The following is a 14247-nucleotide window of genomic DNA, read 5'->3' on the forward strand; positions in this document are numbered from 1 at the left end:
CGACCGGCCGCCCTTCACCGCCGGACCGGAGGCATCGACATGACGGACACGCGCACCAGGACCGACCCCGCAGACGAGGTCGGCCGCGGCCCGCTCTCCCGCGGCGCCGCCTTCGTCTACCGGATGCTGGTGCTCGAAGGACTGCTCCTGCTCGCCCTGCTGCCCGCGATCGCCGTGGTGGTGCTGCTCGGCCGCGATGCGTCCAACGTCCCGTTCTTCACGCTCGCCCTGCTCCCCCTCGCCCCGGCCCTCGTCGCCGCGCTCGCGGCGCTCCGGGCATGGGAGCGCTCGCCGGATCTGTCGCCCGCCCTCGCGTTCGTGCTCGCCTACCGTCGCGACCTGCTGCCGACGCTGAGATGGGCGGTGCCCGCGACAGCCGGGCTCGCCCTGCTCACCTTCAACCTCGTCCACCTCGCCGCCGTCACCGGTGGGGCGATGATCCGCCCCGTGCTCGTCGTGATCGTGGCGATCACGGTCGTCTGGTGCGGCCACATGGCTGTCCTCACCTCCGCCTTCCACTTCCGGACGAGGGACGCCGCGCGCATCGCGCTGTCGCAGCTCGTGTCGCAGTGGCGGTTCTCGCTCGGCATCCTGTCCCTCGTGCTCATCGCCGGGACCCTGGTGCTGATGGTGTCCGAGTTCGCCCTGCTCCTGGTCGCATGGGCGTTCGCCGCCCTCCTCGCCCTCCTCGCCCGCCCCGTGATCACCGACGTCACCGAGAGGTTCACCCGATGACATCCCCCGCACGACTTCCCCGCCTGGATCACATCGCGTTCGGCGGGGACTATTCCCCCGAGCAATGGGATCGCGACGTCTGGACGGCCGACTACGCGGCGTTCGACGCGGCGCAGATCACGACGCTGACCGTCGGCGTGTTCACATGGGCGCTCACCCAGCCCGATGAGGACACGGTCGACTTCACGGTGCTCGACGAGATCATCCAGCGCGCCGCAGACGAAGGCCGCCGGATCTGCCTCGGCACCGGCACCGGAGCGCTTTCGCCCTGGATGGCCCGCCGCTACCCTGATGTCACGCGCACCGACTACGACGGGCGCCGGCACGGCTACGGCCAGCGGCACAACGCCTGCTGGAGCTCGCCCAACTACCGCCGGCTCGCCGCCGGTATCGCCCGGCGCCTCGCCGAGAGGTACGGATCGCACCCCGCGGTCGTCGCGTGGCACATCGGCAACGAGTACGGCGGGCGGTGCTACTGCGAGCTGTGCGCGGCGGAGTTCCGGATCTGGTTGCGAGCACGCTACGGCAGCCTCGACGCACTGAACGAGGCGTGGAACACGACGTTCTGGTCGCACCGGTTCACCGACTGGGACGAGATCGAGCCGCCGAGCGCGCTCACCGAGCACTGGGGAGGCCCGGGCAAGACCGCGTTCCAGGGCATCACACTCGATTACGCCCGGTTCTCGACCGACAACGCGATCCGTCAGTTCGCGGAGGAGAAGGCGGCGATCCGGGAGCATTCCGACCTGCCGGCGACCACGAACTTCATGGGCTTCTACGAACCGTTGGACTACCACCGCTGGTCGGAGCAGCTCGACTTCGCGTCGTGGGACAACTACCCGCGCGCGATGGACCAGCCGTGGACGACCGCGCTCGCGCACGACCTCATGCGCGGGCTGAAGGACGGTGCGCCGTTCTGGCTCATGGAGCAGACGCCGTCGGTCACGGCATCCAGAGACGTGAATCCGGTACGACGCCCGGGGGTCATGCGGCTGTGGTCATGGCAGGCGGTCGCGCACGGCGCGGACTCGGTGCTGTTCTTCCAGATGCGCGCATCGCGCGGCGCCTGCGAGATGACGCACGGTGCGGTGCTCGACCACTCCGGTCGTCTCGACACCCGCACCTTCCGCGAGGTCGCAGGACTCGGTGCCGAGCTGGGCGCGCTCGGGGATGCCGTCATCGGAGCGCGCACCCCCGCGCGCTGCGCGCTCGTCGTCGACTGGGACTCGTGGTGGGCCGTCGAGATGGCGGATGGGCCGAACCGGCTGCTGCGCTACGCGCCGACGGTGCAGGAGTGGGGTCGTGCGTTCTGGGATGCCGGTGCGCAGGTCGACGTCGTGCCGGTGACCGCGGATCTCACCGGCTACGACGTCGTCGCCGCTCCCCTTCTGCACATGATCAAGGGCGATGTCGCCGAGCGGTTCGCCGAGGTCGTCGAGCGCGGCGGGACGCTCATCACCGGCTGCCTGTCCGGCCGCGTGGACGAGGATGATCGTCGGTTCCTCATGGACGCCCCCGGTCCCCTGGGCGGTCTCTGCGGCATCCGGGTGGCCGAGACGGATGCCGCAGAGCCCGACGCCCCCAACCGGATCGTCTTCTCGGACGCGACCAGCACGGGCACGCACGTGTTCGAGATCCTGATCGCCGAGGATGCCGAGGTCGTCGCCCGCTACGGCGATGACTTCTACGCCGGTGAGCCGGCGGTGACGCGGCGCACCGCGGCATCCGGCGGACAGGCCTGGTACATCGGCACCCCGCTCGCGCAGCCCGGTCTCGCGCGGATCGTGCGGTCGGCGCTGGAGAAGCACGCCCTCCTCGGGCCGTATGCCGACGTGCCGGGGCTCGAGCTCGCGACGCGGGTGGCGCCGGATGGCGAGCGGATCGACTTCGTGCTGCACCACGGACCGGACCCCGTCACAGTCGCGCTGCACGCCGACGGCACCGATCTGCTCACCGGAACCGCGTTCACGGCCGGTACGCGCGTCGAACTGCAGCCGACGGATGTGCTCGTGCTCGCGGTCAGCGCACCCGGGTCTTCTGAGCCTCGGTGAGCGGGCGAGCGGCGCCGGACGCGATGCCGGATGCCGCAACCAGCGCGACCAGGATGAACAGCGTGTTCAGTAGGCCGATGTGCTCGCTGATCAGGCCGAGGATGGGCGGGCCGCACAGGAAAGCCGCGTAGCCGATGGTCGCCGCGGCGCTCACGCGGGCAGCGGCCTTGGCCGGGTCGTCCGCCGCCGCCGACATCCCGAGCGGGAAGCCGAGCGAGGCGCCGACGCCCCACAGGGCTGCTCCCACGAAGACCAGCGGCATGGTGGGCGCGAGGATGAACAGCAGGATGCCGCCCGCCGCAGACACGGCGAGCACGCGCAGCACCAGCACGCGTCCGAAGCGATCGACCAGCGGGCCGCCGAAGACCCGCACCGTGGTCATCGCGACGGAGAAGACGGTCAGTGCCAGAGCGCCGTTCTCGGCGCCGAAGCCGTGGTCCTCGCTGACGCCGAGCGCGAGCCAGTCGTTGGCGCCGCCCTCGGCGAAGGCCATGCCGAGGATGACGATCCCGAGCACATAGGTGCGCGGCTCGCGCCAGGCCTCGAGCGCGGTGTGCATGCGATCGCGCCAGTGCGGCTTCTCCCCCGGCTCTGCCGGGTCGAGCGCTTCGGCGCGGTTCGGTACGTTCGCGATACTGACGAAGGCCGTGACGAGGATCACGACGGCGATGATGCCCGCGTGCGGGGCGACCTCGACGCCGAGCCGCGTCGCGGCCCAGGCGGCTCCGGCGCCGATCACGGTGCCGAAGCTGAAGAACGCGTGGAACAGCGGCAGGATCGTCTTGCCCGCGTGCTGCTCGACCGCGGTGGCCTCGACATTCATCATGACGTCGAGGCAGCCGTTGCCGAACCCGAACAGCACGAGGCCGATGATGACCACGGGGAACGAGCCGAGGACGGTCGCGCCGAGACCGACCACCGCGAGCCCGATCGCGAGCACGACGAGGAGCATCAGCATGCCTCGCCGCGCGCCGGTGCGGGCCATGACGGCGGGGCTCGTCGAGACGCCGATGATCGACGCGACGCCCATGCCGAGCAGCAGGAGGCCGATCTGCGCGTTGTCGATGTCGAGCGCGGCCTTGATGTCCGGCACGCGTGCAGCCCAGGTCGCGATCGAGACGCCACTGGCGAGGAAGATCGCGAAGATCGCGTTGCGCCAGCGCACGTACTGGGATCGGGTCAGCTCGGCATCCATGTGACACAGCGTATCGAATCGATTCGAGCCGTGGAAACATCGGCGTATATCCTCGGAGCATGGACTCAGCCCATCGCCGAGCGACGATCGCCGATGTCGCACGTGCAGCCGGCGTCGCGCCCTCCACGGCATCCGTGGTCTTCAGCGGCAAGGCCCAGGTCGCCGAGGCCACGCGCGAGCGCGTGCTGGCGGCCGCGGCATCCCTCGGCTACGCCGGACCAGACCCGCGGGCCGCGTCCCTGCGCACCGGGCGCAGCGGAATCGTCGCCGTCGTGCTGGACGGCCCGCTGCGGACGGTGTTTCTCGACCCGGTGACCATGCCGATGATGGATGGCATCACGGACGGATTATCCGACCTCGGTGCCGCCGTGCTGCTGCTGCGAGAGGATGCCGCCGAGGAGGCGGCCAACCTCGCCAACGCCCCCGTCGACGCCGTCGTGCTGATCGGATGCTCTGGGCGGACCAGGGCATCGTTGGAGATCGTGCGTGGCCGCGGCATCCCCGTCGTCGTCATCGAGGGGGATGCCGGTGAAGGAATTCCCCAGATCACACTGGATAATCAGGATGCCGCACGCGATGTCGCCCGTCACGTGCACGGCCTCGGTCACCGCGCCGTCGCGGTGCTGACGCTGCCGCTGGACAGCTCGCGCGATCGAGGGGCTGTGACGCCGGACCGGCTGTCCGGGGCGACCGTCGACGTCACGCTCGACCGCCTGGCCGGCGTGCGCGAGGTGTTCCCCGATGCGCCGGCGGTGTCCGCCGCGCACAGCTCGATCGATGAGGGGCTGATCGCCGGCCGTGCCCTGCTCGCCGACGACGAGACCCGCCCGACCGCCGTGCTCGCGCAGAGCGACCTGCTCGCGGCCGGTGTGATCCGCGCCGCCGAGGAGCGCGGGCTGCGCGTACCGCAGGATCTCAGCGTGACGGGTTTCGACGGCGTCACGGTCGACGGTCTCGGGCGGCACATCCTGACCACCTCCGTGCAGCCGGCGACGCAGAAGGGCCGGGCCGCGGGGGAGCAGGTCACCCGGATGCTGCGCGGCGAGGACACCGCGTCTCAGCATCTGACCTGCCGATTCCGTGCCGGGACGACGACCGCGACGCCGGCCGCGCGCTGACGCGTCAGGAGTGCGGGAAGCCCAGCGGGACCTCTTCGGGCGCGAAGTCGTAGATCGCGTAGCGGCCGCACTCCACGACATTCACCTGCATCGCGCCGAGTGACAGCTCCCAGCTCTGGGTCTCGGCATCCACGAGGAGGAAGCTCACCGCTGTGCTGTCGAAGTCGCGGCGGTTCACGAGCCACGAGTATCCGTTCAGCTGGTGGTCCACCTGCACGAGCCTGGTCGGATCCTCGAGATGCAGCTTCGGCAGCCGTACGGTCCAGAACTGCCCCGCACCGACCTGGCCCGATTCGTCGATCCAGTCGACGACGCAGGCGAGATCGGCGTCCGGCGCGGTGGCTGCGCTGACGATCCGCGGCACGCTGAGACCAGCGCCGACGAGCAGCAGGACGGCGACGACCGCGGTCGTGACGCGCGCGATCGCGGGGGAGAGCCGCGCCGGCGTCTTCGGATCCGCGACGAGCACGAGCAGCGGCGCGAACACGACGGGCTCGAGGTAGCGCGCCGCGTTCGTGCCCAGCGCGATCGCCCCGATCGTCACCAGCAGCGGCAGCACCCAGGCGGATGCCGCGACAAGACGCTCCGCTCGAGTCGACGCCCGCACCGTGCGGCGGATCGCGAGCACGACGAGGGCGGCGATGACGACCCAGCCCACCCATCCGAGCGGGGTCGAGAGGCGGTCGACGACGAGCTCTCCGTAGTAGGCCGCTGACTCGGGCCACAGCTGCGGTTTCGCGTAGCCGAGGCCGGAGTTCTCGATCCATGCCGTCAGCGGAATACGTCCCAGAAGTCCGACGGCCGTGCCGCCGATGAGCCACCACAGCAGCGACAGCATCCGGCCCCGGTCGTGCGCCCGCAGCGCGGCGAAGCCGAGGATCGCAGCGAGCGGCACCGTCGTCCAGACCAGGTACAGCGGGTTCGACAGCGTCGCGATGGCCGCCACGACGCCGAGCGCGATGAACATCCCGCGTCGGCGGCCGCTCCGGTCGCAGACCCGGCGCGCGACCCCGATCGACGCGAGCATCGCGATGACGGTCGCGGAGTAATAGGTCGTGGTGAGCAGCAGCGACGCCAGCTCCGCCGAGTCACGCGACGCGCTGGTCTCGGTGACCGCGATCACTCCGAACACCGCGACGGCGGCGAGCGACCACGCGACGGGTGCGCGGCCCGGCGCACGCCGACCGGCGACCAGCCGCACCGCGCCGTACAGCGCGACGATGTTCACGATCGCGTTCAGCAGCAGCAGTGCGTCGATGCCGAACGGAAGCAGCCTGAGCAGTGCGAACAGCGCGGACTCTGGCACGAAGAGCACGGTCGACATCGACCAGTCCCCGCCCTGACCCTCGAGGATCGACCGGACGAACATCGGTACGACGAGCGAGTCGCTGTCACGCAGCAGCAGATCGCCGCGGGCGGTCGATGCGACCTGGCCCGTGACGATGACGGCGATCGCCGCAGCGCCCAGCCAGCCGAGGAGTTCGCGCAGCCATCCGTGTTTCACGGCATCCACTCTCGCATGCCGGTCTGTGGGCGAGTCGGATCAAGGCGGGGCGGGTGTGCGCGGAGACGTGCCGATGCTCCGCGAGGGCGCCCTTGTCCTGCCACTCGTAGACTTCAGAGCGTGACCGAGCCCATCCTGCCCCGCATCCGTCCGGAGATCGCCGCTCTTCCGCCCTACCGCCAGGGCAAGCAGGCGGGTGCGGATGCGTTCAAGCTCTCCAGCAACGAGAACCCGTTCGACCCGCTGCCGTCGGTCGTCGAGGCTCTGCAGAGCACGGTGCCGATCAACCGCTACCCGGATGCCACGGCCGGAGCCCTCCGCGCCCGGCTGGGGGAGCGCTACGGCGTCGAGGCCGATGCCGTCCACGTCGCCGCCGGCTCCGTCTCGATCCTGTACCAGCTGGTCGTCGCCGCAGCATCCGTCGGCGACGAGGTGATCTACGCCTGGCGCTCGTTCGAGGCGTATCCCGGCATCCCCCTGATCGCGGGAGCGACGAGCGTGCAGGTGCCGCTGCGTGCGGATGCCACCCATGACCTCGATGCCATGGCGGATGCCGTCACCGACCGCACCCGCGCCATCATCGTGTGCACCCCGAACAACCCCACCGGTCCCATCGTGACGAGCGCGGAGTTCGCTGCGTTCGTCGCCCGCGTGCCGTCGGATGTGCTCATCATCCTCGACGAGGCCTACGCCGAGTTCGTCACGGCGCCCGGCGCGGTCGACGGTCTTCAGGAGCGCCTCTTCGAGACGCATCCCAACGTGGTGGTCCTCCGCACCTTCTCGAAGGCGTTCGGTCTGGCCGGGCTCCGCATCGGCTACGCGATCGGTCACCCGCGGGTGCTGGATGCCGCACGCAGCACCGGCATCCCGCTGTCGGTGACGTCGGCCGCCGAGCGCGCGGCGATCGCCAGCCTGAATGCCGAGCCGGAGCTGCGCGAGCGCGTCGCCGTGATCGCCGAGCGGCGCACGCGCCTGCGCGACGGCCTGCGCGCGCAGGGCTGGGAGGTGCCGGATGCCCAGGGCAACTTCGTCTGGCTGCCCACGGGCGAGCGGACGGACGAGATCGCCGCGGTGTTCGTCGCATCCGACCTGATCGTGCGGCCGTTCTCGGGCGACGGCATCCGCATCTCGGTCGGAGAAGACGCATCGATCGAGCGGGTGCTCGCCGTCGCGGCATCCGTCCGCTGACCTGCCGTCCCGGCGGCGGTACACCTGCACGACACGGGAACGGATGCACGGCCGGAATTCGTTCTCCGGTCGTGCACCTGTTCCCGGGCCGTGCATCTGTACCCGCGGGCGCACGCCGCGACCCGCTCGCAACTCGTGATTCTGCGCATTCCAGGCAGAAACTAGGGGCCCCTAGCTATGCGTGACGCGGCATGCGGGCGCGGGTAGCGTGGGGCGGGTGACCTCATCTGAGACCCCTCTCGTCCGCGTCCTCGAGGCGGACGGCAGCTTCGCACCGAGCGCCGCCGCCGAGCGGTACCTGCCGATGATCGACGCCCTCACGGATGCCGAGCTCGAGCAGTTCTACCGCGACATGGTCGTCATCCGCTCGATCGACACCCAGGCCACCAACCTGCAGCGGCAGGGACAGCTGGCGCTCTGGCCGCCGAGCCGAGGTCAGGAGGCCGCGCAGGTCGGCTCCGCACGCGCGGCGCGCTTGCAGGACACGATCTTCCCGTCCTACCGCGAGCATGCGGTCACCCGCATCCGCGGCGTCGATCCGGTCGACATCATCAAGCTCATGCGCGGTGTCTCGCACGGCGGGTGGGATCCGAGCGATCCCAAGAACGGCAACACGCGCCTGTACACGCTCGTGCTCGGCTCGCAGACGCTGCACGCGACCGGCTACGCCATGGGGCTCGCGTTCGACGGGCGCAGCGGCACCGGCGACCCTGAGCGCGACGAGGCCGTCGTCGTCTACTACGGCGACGGAGCCTCCAGCCAGGGCGACGTGCACGAGGCGATGGTGTTCGCCGCCAGCTACCAGGCGCCGACCGTCTTCTTCCTGCAGAACAATCACTGGGCCATCTCGGTGCCCGTCGCCACGCAGTCGCGCGGCCCGCTCGTCGAGCGCAGCGCCGGCTACGGCATCCCCAGCGTCCGCGTCGACGGCAACGACGTCCTCGCGAGCTACGCCGTCTCGCGCGTCGCTCTGGACGAAGCCCGCAGCGGCCAGGGCCCACGGGCGATCGAGGCCGTGACGTACCGGCTCGGCGCGCACACCACGAGCGACGACCCCACCAAGTATCGGGGCAGCGAAGAGGAGCAGGACTGGGCTGGGCGCGACCCGATTCCCCGCATGCGCGCTTTCCTCGAAGGGCGCGGGGCCGCGGCAGCCTTCTTCACGGATGTCGAGACCGAGGCCGCCGACGCCGCCGAGGACCTGCGCGTGCGCACCCTCGAACTGCAGCCGCCGACCGCCGAGACGATGTTCACGCACGTCTACAGCGAGCCGCATCCGCTGATGGACCAGCAGCGCCAGTGGCTGGCACGCTACGAGGCATCGTTCGAGAGGGAGCAGGCATGACCATCGAGACGATGCCGTTCAGCAAGGCGCTCAACGCCGGCATGCGCAAGGCCATGGAGGACGACCAGAAGGTCCTGCTCATGGGGGAGGACATCGGAAAGCTCGGCGGAGTGTTCCGCATCACCGAGCACCTCCAGCGCGACTTCGGACCGCAGCGGGTGCTCGACACTCCGCTGGCGGAATCCGGAATCGTCGGCACCGCGATCGGTCTGGCGATGGCCGGGTTCCGTCCCGTCATCGAGATCCAGTTCGACGGGTTCGTCTTCCCCGCGTTCGACCAGATCACCACGCAACTGGCGAAGCTCACGAACCGGCACGACGGCCGACTGAGCCTGCCGATCGTGATCCGCATCCCGTATGGCGGGCACATCGGTGCCGTCGAGCACCACCAGGAGAGCCCGGAGGCGTACTTCGCGCACACCCCCGGCCTGCGCGTGGTGAGCCCGTCGACCCCGAACGACGCGTACTGGATGATCCAGGAGGCGATTCGTTCGAACGACCCGATCGTCTTCATGGAGCCGAAGAGCCGGTACTGGAGCAAGGGCGAGGTCGACCTGTCGGCATCGGCGGTACCGCTGCACTCTTCCCGCGTCGTTCGCCAGGGCACCGATGTCACGCTCGTCGGGCACGGAGCCATGGTCACCACGCTGCTCCAGGCCGCGGCGCTCGCCGAGGCCGAGGGCACGAGCTGCGAGGTCGTCGACGTCCGCTCGCTCTCTCCGGTCGACTACGGGCCCATCCTGGACTCGATCCGCAAGACCGGGCACATGGTCTACGCGCAGGAGGCCCAGGGGTTCGCGAGCGTCGGCAGCGAGATCGCCGCGACCGTCATGGAGCAGGCGTTCTACGCGCTGGAGGCTCCGGTGCTGCGCGTGTCCGGCTTCGACGTTCCGTTCCCGCCGGCGAAGCTCGAGGGCGTCTTCCTCCCGGATGCGGATCGCATCCTCGAGGCCGTCGACCGCTCTCTCGCCTACTGATCCCATCCGCTCCCTGAGCCTGTCGAAGGGCATGACCATGAGCACGCAGAACTTCACCCTCCCGGACGTCGGCGAAGGCCTCACCGAAGCCGAGATCGTCACGTGGAAGGTCGCCCCGGGCGATCACGTCGCCATCAACGACGTCATCTGCGAGATCGAGACGGCCAAGTCGCTTGTCGAGCTGCCGTCGCCGCACGCCGGCACGGTCGGCGAGCTGCTCGTCGCCGAGGGGACGACCGTGGAGGTCGGCACGCCGATCATCTCGTTCGTCTCGGATGCCGACGCCCCCGCCCCGGAGGCCCCTGCTGCTCCTGCGGCCGATGAGGGCGGCGGGTCGGTGCTCGTCGGCTACGGCAGCGGCACGGGGGCGACCTCGCGGCGCAAGCGCGTCGCGCAGCGGCCGGTGCGCTCCTCGGTGGGTGTGATCGCGAAGCCGCCGATCCGCAAGCTCGCCCGCGACCTGGGCGTCGATCTCGCCTCCGTCACGCCGACCGGCGCCGACGGCGAGGTCACCCGTGACGACGTCGTGAAGCATGCGTCCCAGGCCAGCGTGTTCCGCAACATCGAGACACCCGAGTGGGGCGAGGTGCGCGAGGAGACGAGGCCGGCCCCGCAGGCCGCGCCGGTCGGCATCGCGCGGGGCGTGGCGCCGACTCAGGCTCAGGACGCGGAAGCCCGCAGCGAGGCGATCCCGGTGAAGGGCGTGCGCAAGGCGAGCGCCAACGCGATGGTGCAGAGCGCGTACACCGCACCGCACGTCACGGTCTGGAAGGACGTCGATGCGACGCGCACGATGGAGCTCGTCAAGCGCCTGAAGACGTCGCCGGACTACGCCGACATCCGCGTCTCTCCGCTGCTGATCGTCGCCCGCGCCGTCATCTGGGCTGTGCGCCGCAACCCGATGGTGAACGCGGCATGGGTCGAGACCGAGAACGGCGCGGAGATCCGCGTCCGACACTACGTGAACCTCGGCATCGCCGCGGCGACGCCGCGCGGCCTGCTGGTGCCGAACATCAAGGATGCGCAGGACCTCAGCATGAAGGATCTCGCGCGCGCGCTGAACCGCCTGACGCTCACGGCGCGCGAGGGCAAGACGCCGCCGGCCGACCAGCAGGGCGGGACGATCACGATCACGAACATCGGAGTGTTCGGGATGGACGCGGGCACCCCGATCATCAACCCCGGCGAGGCGGGCATCGTGGCGATGGGCACGATCAGCCAGAAGCCGTGGGTCGTCGACGGCGAGGTGCGCCCGCGCTACGTCACGACGGTCGCCGGCTCGTTCGACCACCGTGTGATCGACGGCGACAGCATGAGCCGTTTCGTCGCGGATGTCGCCGCGATCCTCGAGGAGCCCGCACTCCTCGTCGACTGACGGCGTCCCCTCGATCGGATGCCGAGGCGAGCATACGCGATTTTGAGAATCATTCTCAGGAACGTACGATGGAGGCATGAAGAAGTCCGTCGCCGCCATCGCGCTCGTCTCCGCATCCGCTCTCGCCCTGGCGGGATGCGCGTCGACTCCTGCGTCCGAGAGCGGCACCGACGGGCTCACCGTGGTCGCGACCACGAACATCTACGGCTCGCTCGCCGAGCAGATCGGCGGCGACCGCGTTTCGGTCACCTCGATCATCGACTCGGCCTCGCAGGACCCGCATTCCTACGAGGCTTCGGCCCGCGACCGCCTCACCGTGCAGGAGGCCGACCTCGTCATCGAGAACGGAGGCGGGTACGACTCGTTCATCGAGGACCTCCTCGAGGGATCGGATGCCGTGACCATCACCGCCGTCGAGTTCTCGCATGACTACCCCGGAAACGAGGGCCACGACGAGGATGCCGAGGCGCACGACCACGAGGACGAGCACGCCGAAGAAGAGCATGCAGACGAAGAGCACGTCGACGAGCACGAGGGCCACGACCACATCGAGGGGTTCAACGAGCACGTCTGGTTCGACCCGCACACGATGATCCACGTCGTCGAGGACATCGCCGCAGAGCTCACCGCCCTCGACCCCGACGGCGAGGCGGACTTCGCCGCCGCCGCGGATGGCATCATCGCCGACCTCGAGGGCTACGAGGCCGACCTCGCCGAACTGAACACGCAGTACGCCGGCACGGGCGTCTTCATCACCGAGCCGCTGCCCGGATACATCGCCGCAGCTGCCGGCCTCACCGACGTGACGCCGGAGGGCTTCGCCGAGTCCGTCGAGGAGGGCACGGACGTAGCCCCCGCCACGCTGCTCGACGCGATCGAGGTCATCGAGTCCGGTGACGCCGCCGTCGTGCTGACCAACGCGCAGACCGGGGGCGCGGAGACCACGCGCGTGGAGGAGACAGCTGAGGCCGCCGGCATCCCCGTCGTGGCCTTCACGGAACTGCTCGCGGACGGATCGTCGTACTCTGAGTGGATGGCAGACGCGATCCAGAACCTCGCCGACGCGCTCGCATCGTGAGCGCGGCGGGTACCGGACCCGCGCACGACGACGCCGCCCCGATTCTGACGATCCGCGATGCCGCCATCCAGCGCGGTGACCGCGAGTTGTGGGCCGGCCTCGACCTCGACGTCGAACCGGGTGAGTTCATCGCCGTGCTGGGTCCATCCGGCTCGGGCAAGACGACACTGCTGCGGGCCGTCCTCGGGCTGCAGGAGCTCTCCGCCGGGAGCATCCGCGTCGGCGGATCGCCCGTGCAGCGCGGAAACCCGCGCATCGGATACATCCCGCAGCAGCGCCCGTTTCCGCCGGACACCAGCATGCGTGCGCGGGACGTCGTCGCGCTCGGGGTGCAGGGCACGCGCTTCGGCTTCCCGCTGCCGCGTCGCGGAGACAGCGAGCGGGTCGACGAGCTGCTCGCCGCCGTCGGCGCGTCCGGTTTCGCCGACCGCAGGGTCGGACTGCTTTCGGGCGGCGAGCAGCAGCGCCTGCGCGTCGGTCAGGCACTCGCCGACCACCCCGATCTGCTGCTGTGCGATGAGCCGCTGTCGGCCCTGGACCTCGCCAACCAGCGCGCCGTCACCGAGATCATCGAGCGTCAGCGCCGCGACCGCGGAGCCGCGGTGCTGTTCGTCACGCACGACATCAATCCGATCCTCGGCCGTGTCGACCGCATCCTGTACATCGCGGGCGGTCGCTTCGTGCTCGGCACACCGGACGAGGTCCTGCAGAGTCGTGTGCTGACCGATCTGTACGGCACCCCCGTCTTCGTGCTGCGGGCCGGGGATCGCCTGGTCGTCGTCGGAATCCCGGATGCCGAGCCGCACCACGAGGAGCACGAATGATCGCCCCCATGGTCGACTGGAGCGACGTCTTCTCGTTCGAGGACTACGGAGCGCTCGTCGCGCTGCTGTCGAACTCGATCATCGCCGGAGCCGTGCTCGGGCTCGTCGGCGGACTCGTCGGCGTCTTCGTCATGCAGCGGGACCTCGCCTTCGCGGTCCACGGCATCAGCGAGCTGTCGTTCGCCGGCGCGGCGGCCGCACTGCTGTTCGGCGGGAGCGTCGTCGTCGGCTCGATCGGGGGAGCGCTCGTCGCGGCGATCCTCATCGGACTGCTGGGGTCGAAAGCGCGCGATCGCAATTCGATCGTCGGCGTGCTGATGCCGTTCGGCCTGGGCCTCGGCATCCTGTTCCTGTCGCTCTACGACGGCCGCAGCGCCAACCGGTTCAGCCTGCTGACCGGCCAGATCGTCTCGGTGTCCAACCCGGATCTCGGGTGGCTGATCGGCATCTGCGTCGTGGTGCTGCTCGGGCTGCTGCTGATGTGGAACCCGCTGCGCTTCGACTCGCTCGACGCTGTGGCCGCGTCGGCGCGCGGCATCCCGACACGGGCGATCAGCCTGGCGTTCATGGTGCTGCTCGGGCTCATCGTCGCCGTCGCCGTGCACATCATCGGCGCGCTGCTCGTGATGGCGCTGCTCGTCACTCCTGCGGCCGCAGCGATGCGGGTGGCGGCCGGACCGCTCACGGTGCCGCTTCTCGCCGCGCTGTTCGGGTTCATCTCCGCGGTCGGCGGCATCCTGCTGGCCCTGGCCGGCACGCTGCCGGTGAGCCCCTACATCACGACGATCTCGTTCCTGATCTACGTCGTGTGCTGGGTCGTCCAGTATCAGCGCGGTCGCGTGCGCCGCACCGCCTGA

12 protein-coding genes are annotated in these 14247 nt (G+C 70.1%); 10 read left to right on the forward strand and 2 right to left on the reverse strand.

Annotated features, from left to right (window positions below; all coding sequences use genetic code 11):
• The first annotated feature begins 39 nt into the window (after positions 1-39).
• Complete coding sequence (locus ACWAT3_RS03485) at positions 40-735, forward strand: hypothetical protein (protein ID WP_460795931.1); 696 nt, start codon at positions 40-42, stop codon at positions 733-735.
• Entirely contained in the window at positions 732-2786 is a 2055-nt protein-coding gene (locus tag ACWAT3_RS03490; protein ID WP_460795932.1) for a beta-galactosidase, read from the forward strand. The genes ACWAT3_RS03485 and ACWAT3_RS03490 overlap by 4 nt, the downstream gene beginning before the upstream one ends.
• On the opposite strand, the gene ACWAT3_RS03495 is transcribed toward ACWAT3_RS03490, so the two are convergent.
• A complete protein-coding gene (locus tag ACWAT3_RS03495) occupies positions 2755-3981 on the reverse strand; it encodes an MFS transporter (RefSeq protein ID WP_460795934.1) in 1227 nt (408 codons plus the stop codon). The genes ACWAT3_RS03490 and ACWAT3_RS03495 overlap by 32 nt on opposite strands.
• Before the next feature lie 59 nt (positions 3982-4040).
• On the opposite strand from ACWAT3_RS03495, the gene ACWAT3_RS03500 reads away from it, so the two are divergent.
• Complete coding sequence (locus ACWAT3_RS03500; RefSeq protein ID WP_460795936.1) at positions 4041-5099, forward strand: LacI family DNA-binding transcriptional regulator; 1059 nt, start codon at positions 4041-4043, stop codon at positions 5097-5099.
• A gap of 4 nt (positions 5100-5103) precedes the next feature.
• Here ACWAT3_RS03500 and ACWAT3_RS03505 read toward each other — a convergent pair whose 3' ends face one another.
• Complete coding sequence (locus ACWAT3_RS03505) at positions 5104-6603, reverse strand: hypothetical protein (protein WP_460795937.1); 1500 nt, start codon at positions 6601-6603, stop codon at positions 5104-5106.
• Positions 6604-6723: 120 nt separating this feature from the next.
• Between ACWAT3_RS03505 and ACWAT3_RS03510 the strand changes: the two genes are divergently transcribed.
• The 7 genes from ACWAT3_RS03510 to ACWAT3_RS03540 all read left to right on the forward strand — a co-directional run bounded on the left by ACWAT3_RS03510 (position 6724) and on the right by ACWAT3_RS03540 (position 14247).
• The gene (locus ACWAT3_RS03510) at positions 6724-7791 is read left to right on the forward strand and encodes a histidinol-phosphate transaminase (RefSeq protein ID WP_460795938.1); all 1068 of its coding nucleotides are present in this window, start codon (positions 6724-6726) and stop codon (positions 7789-7791) included.
• 217 nt (positions 7792-8008) lie between these two features.
• Positions 8009-9136, forward strand: coding sequence for a thiamine pyrophosphate-dependent dehydrogenase E1 component subunit alpha (locus tag ACWAT3_RS03515; protein ID WP_460795940.1), 1128 nt, complete (start codon positions 8009-8011; stop codon positions 9134-9136).
• Positions 9133-10113 carry an alpha-ketoacid dehydrogenase subunit beta gene (locus tag ACWAT3_RS03520; protein ID WP_460795942.1) on the forward strand — a complete coding sequence of 327 codons (981 nt, stop codon included), beginning with the start codon at positions 9133-9135 and terminating at the stop codon, positions 10111-10113. The genes ACWAT3_RS03515 and ACWAT3_RS03520 overlap by 4 nt, the downstream gene beginning before the upstream one ends.
• Before the next feature lie 37 nt (positions 10114-10150).
• Positions 10151-11488, forward strand: a complete 1338-nt coding sequence (locus tag ACWAT3_RS03525; protein WP_460795943.1) for a dihydrolipoamide acetyltransferase family protein — start codon at positions 10151-10153, stop codon at positions 11486-11488.
• Between the two features lie 76 nt (positions 11489-11564).
• Positions 11565-12566 carry a metal ABC transporter solute-binding protein, Zn/Mn family gene (locus ACWAT3_RS03530; RefSeq protein ID WP_460795944.1) on the forward strand — a complete coding sequence of 334 codons (1002 nt, stop codon included), beginning with the start codon at positions 11565-11567 and terminating at the stop codon, positions 12564-12566.
• Positions 12563-13390, forward strand: a complete 828-nt coding sequence (locus ACWAT3_RS03535) for a metal ABC transporter ATP-binding protein (RefSeq protein WP_460795946.1) — start codon at positions 12563-12565, stop codon at positions 13388-13390. Before ACWAT3_RS03530 ends, ACWAT3_RS03535 begins: the two co-directional genes overlap by 4 nt.
• On the forward strand, positions 13387-14247 hold the full coding sequence (locus ACWAT3_RS03540; RefSeq protein WP_460795947.1) for a metal ABC transporter permease: 861 nt from the start codon (positions 13387-13389) through the stop codon (positions 14245-14247). Before ACWAT3_RS03535 ends, ACWAT3_RS03540 begins: the two co-directional genes overlap by 4 nt.

It is taken from the genome of Microbacterium sp. GXF0217 (assembly GCF_054798195.1).

Excerpts from the sequence above, each read along its gene's own strand:
- ACWAT3_RS03485 (WP_460795931.1), top strand. The coding sequence starts at position 40 with ATGACGGACACGCGCACCAGGACCGACCCCGCAGACGAGGTCGGCCGC.
- ACWAT3_RS03490 (WP_460795932.1), top strand. The coding sequence starts at position 732 with ATGACATCCCCCGCACGACTTCCCCGCCTGGATCACATCGCGTTCGGC.
- ACWAT3_RS03495 (WP_460795934.1), bottom strand. The coding sequence starts at position 3,981 with ATGGATGCCGAGCTGACCCGATCCCAGTACGTGCGCTGGCGCAACGCG.
- ACWAT3_RS03500 (WP_460795936.1), top strand. The coding sequence starts at position 4,041 with ATGGACTCAGCCCATCGCCGAGCGACGATCGCCGATGTCGCACGTGCA.
- ACWAT3_RS03520 (WP_460795942.1), top strand. The coding sequence starts at position 9,133 with ATGACCATCGAGACGATGCCGTTCAGCAAGGCGCTCAACGCCGGCATG.
- ACWAT3_RS03525 (WP_460795943.1), top strand. The coding sequence starts at position 10,151 with ATGAGCACGCAGAACTTCACCCTCCCGGACGTCGGCGAAGGCCTCACC.
- ACWAT3_RS03530 (WP_460795944.1), top strand. The coding sequence starts at position 11,565 with ATGAAGAAGTCCGTCGCCGCCATCGCGCTCGTCTCCGCATCCGCTCTC.
- ACWAT3_RS03540 (WP_460795947.1), top strand. The coding sequence starts at position 13,387 with ATGATCGCCCCCATGGTCGACTGGAGCGACGTCTTCTCGTTCGAGGAC.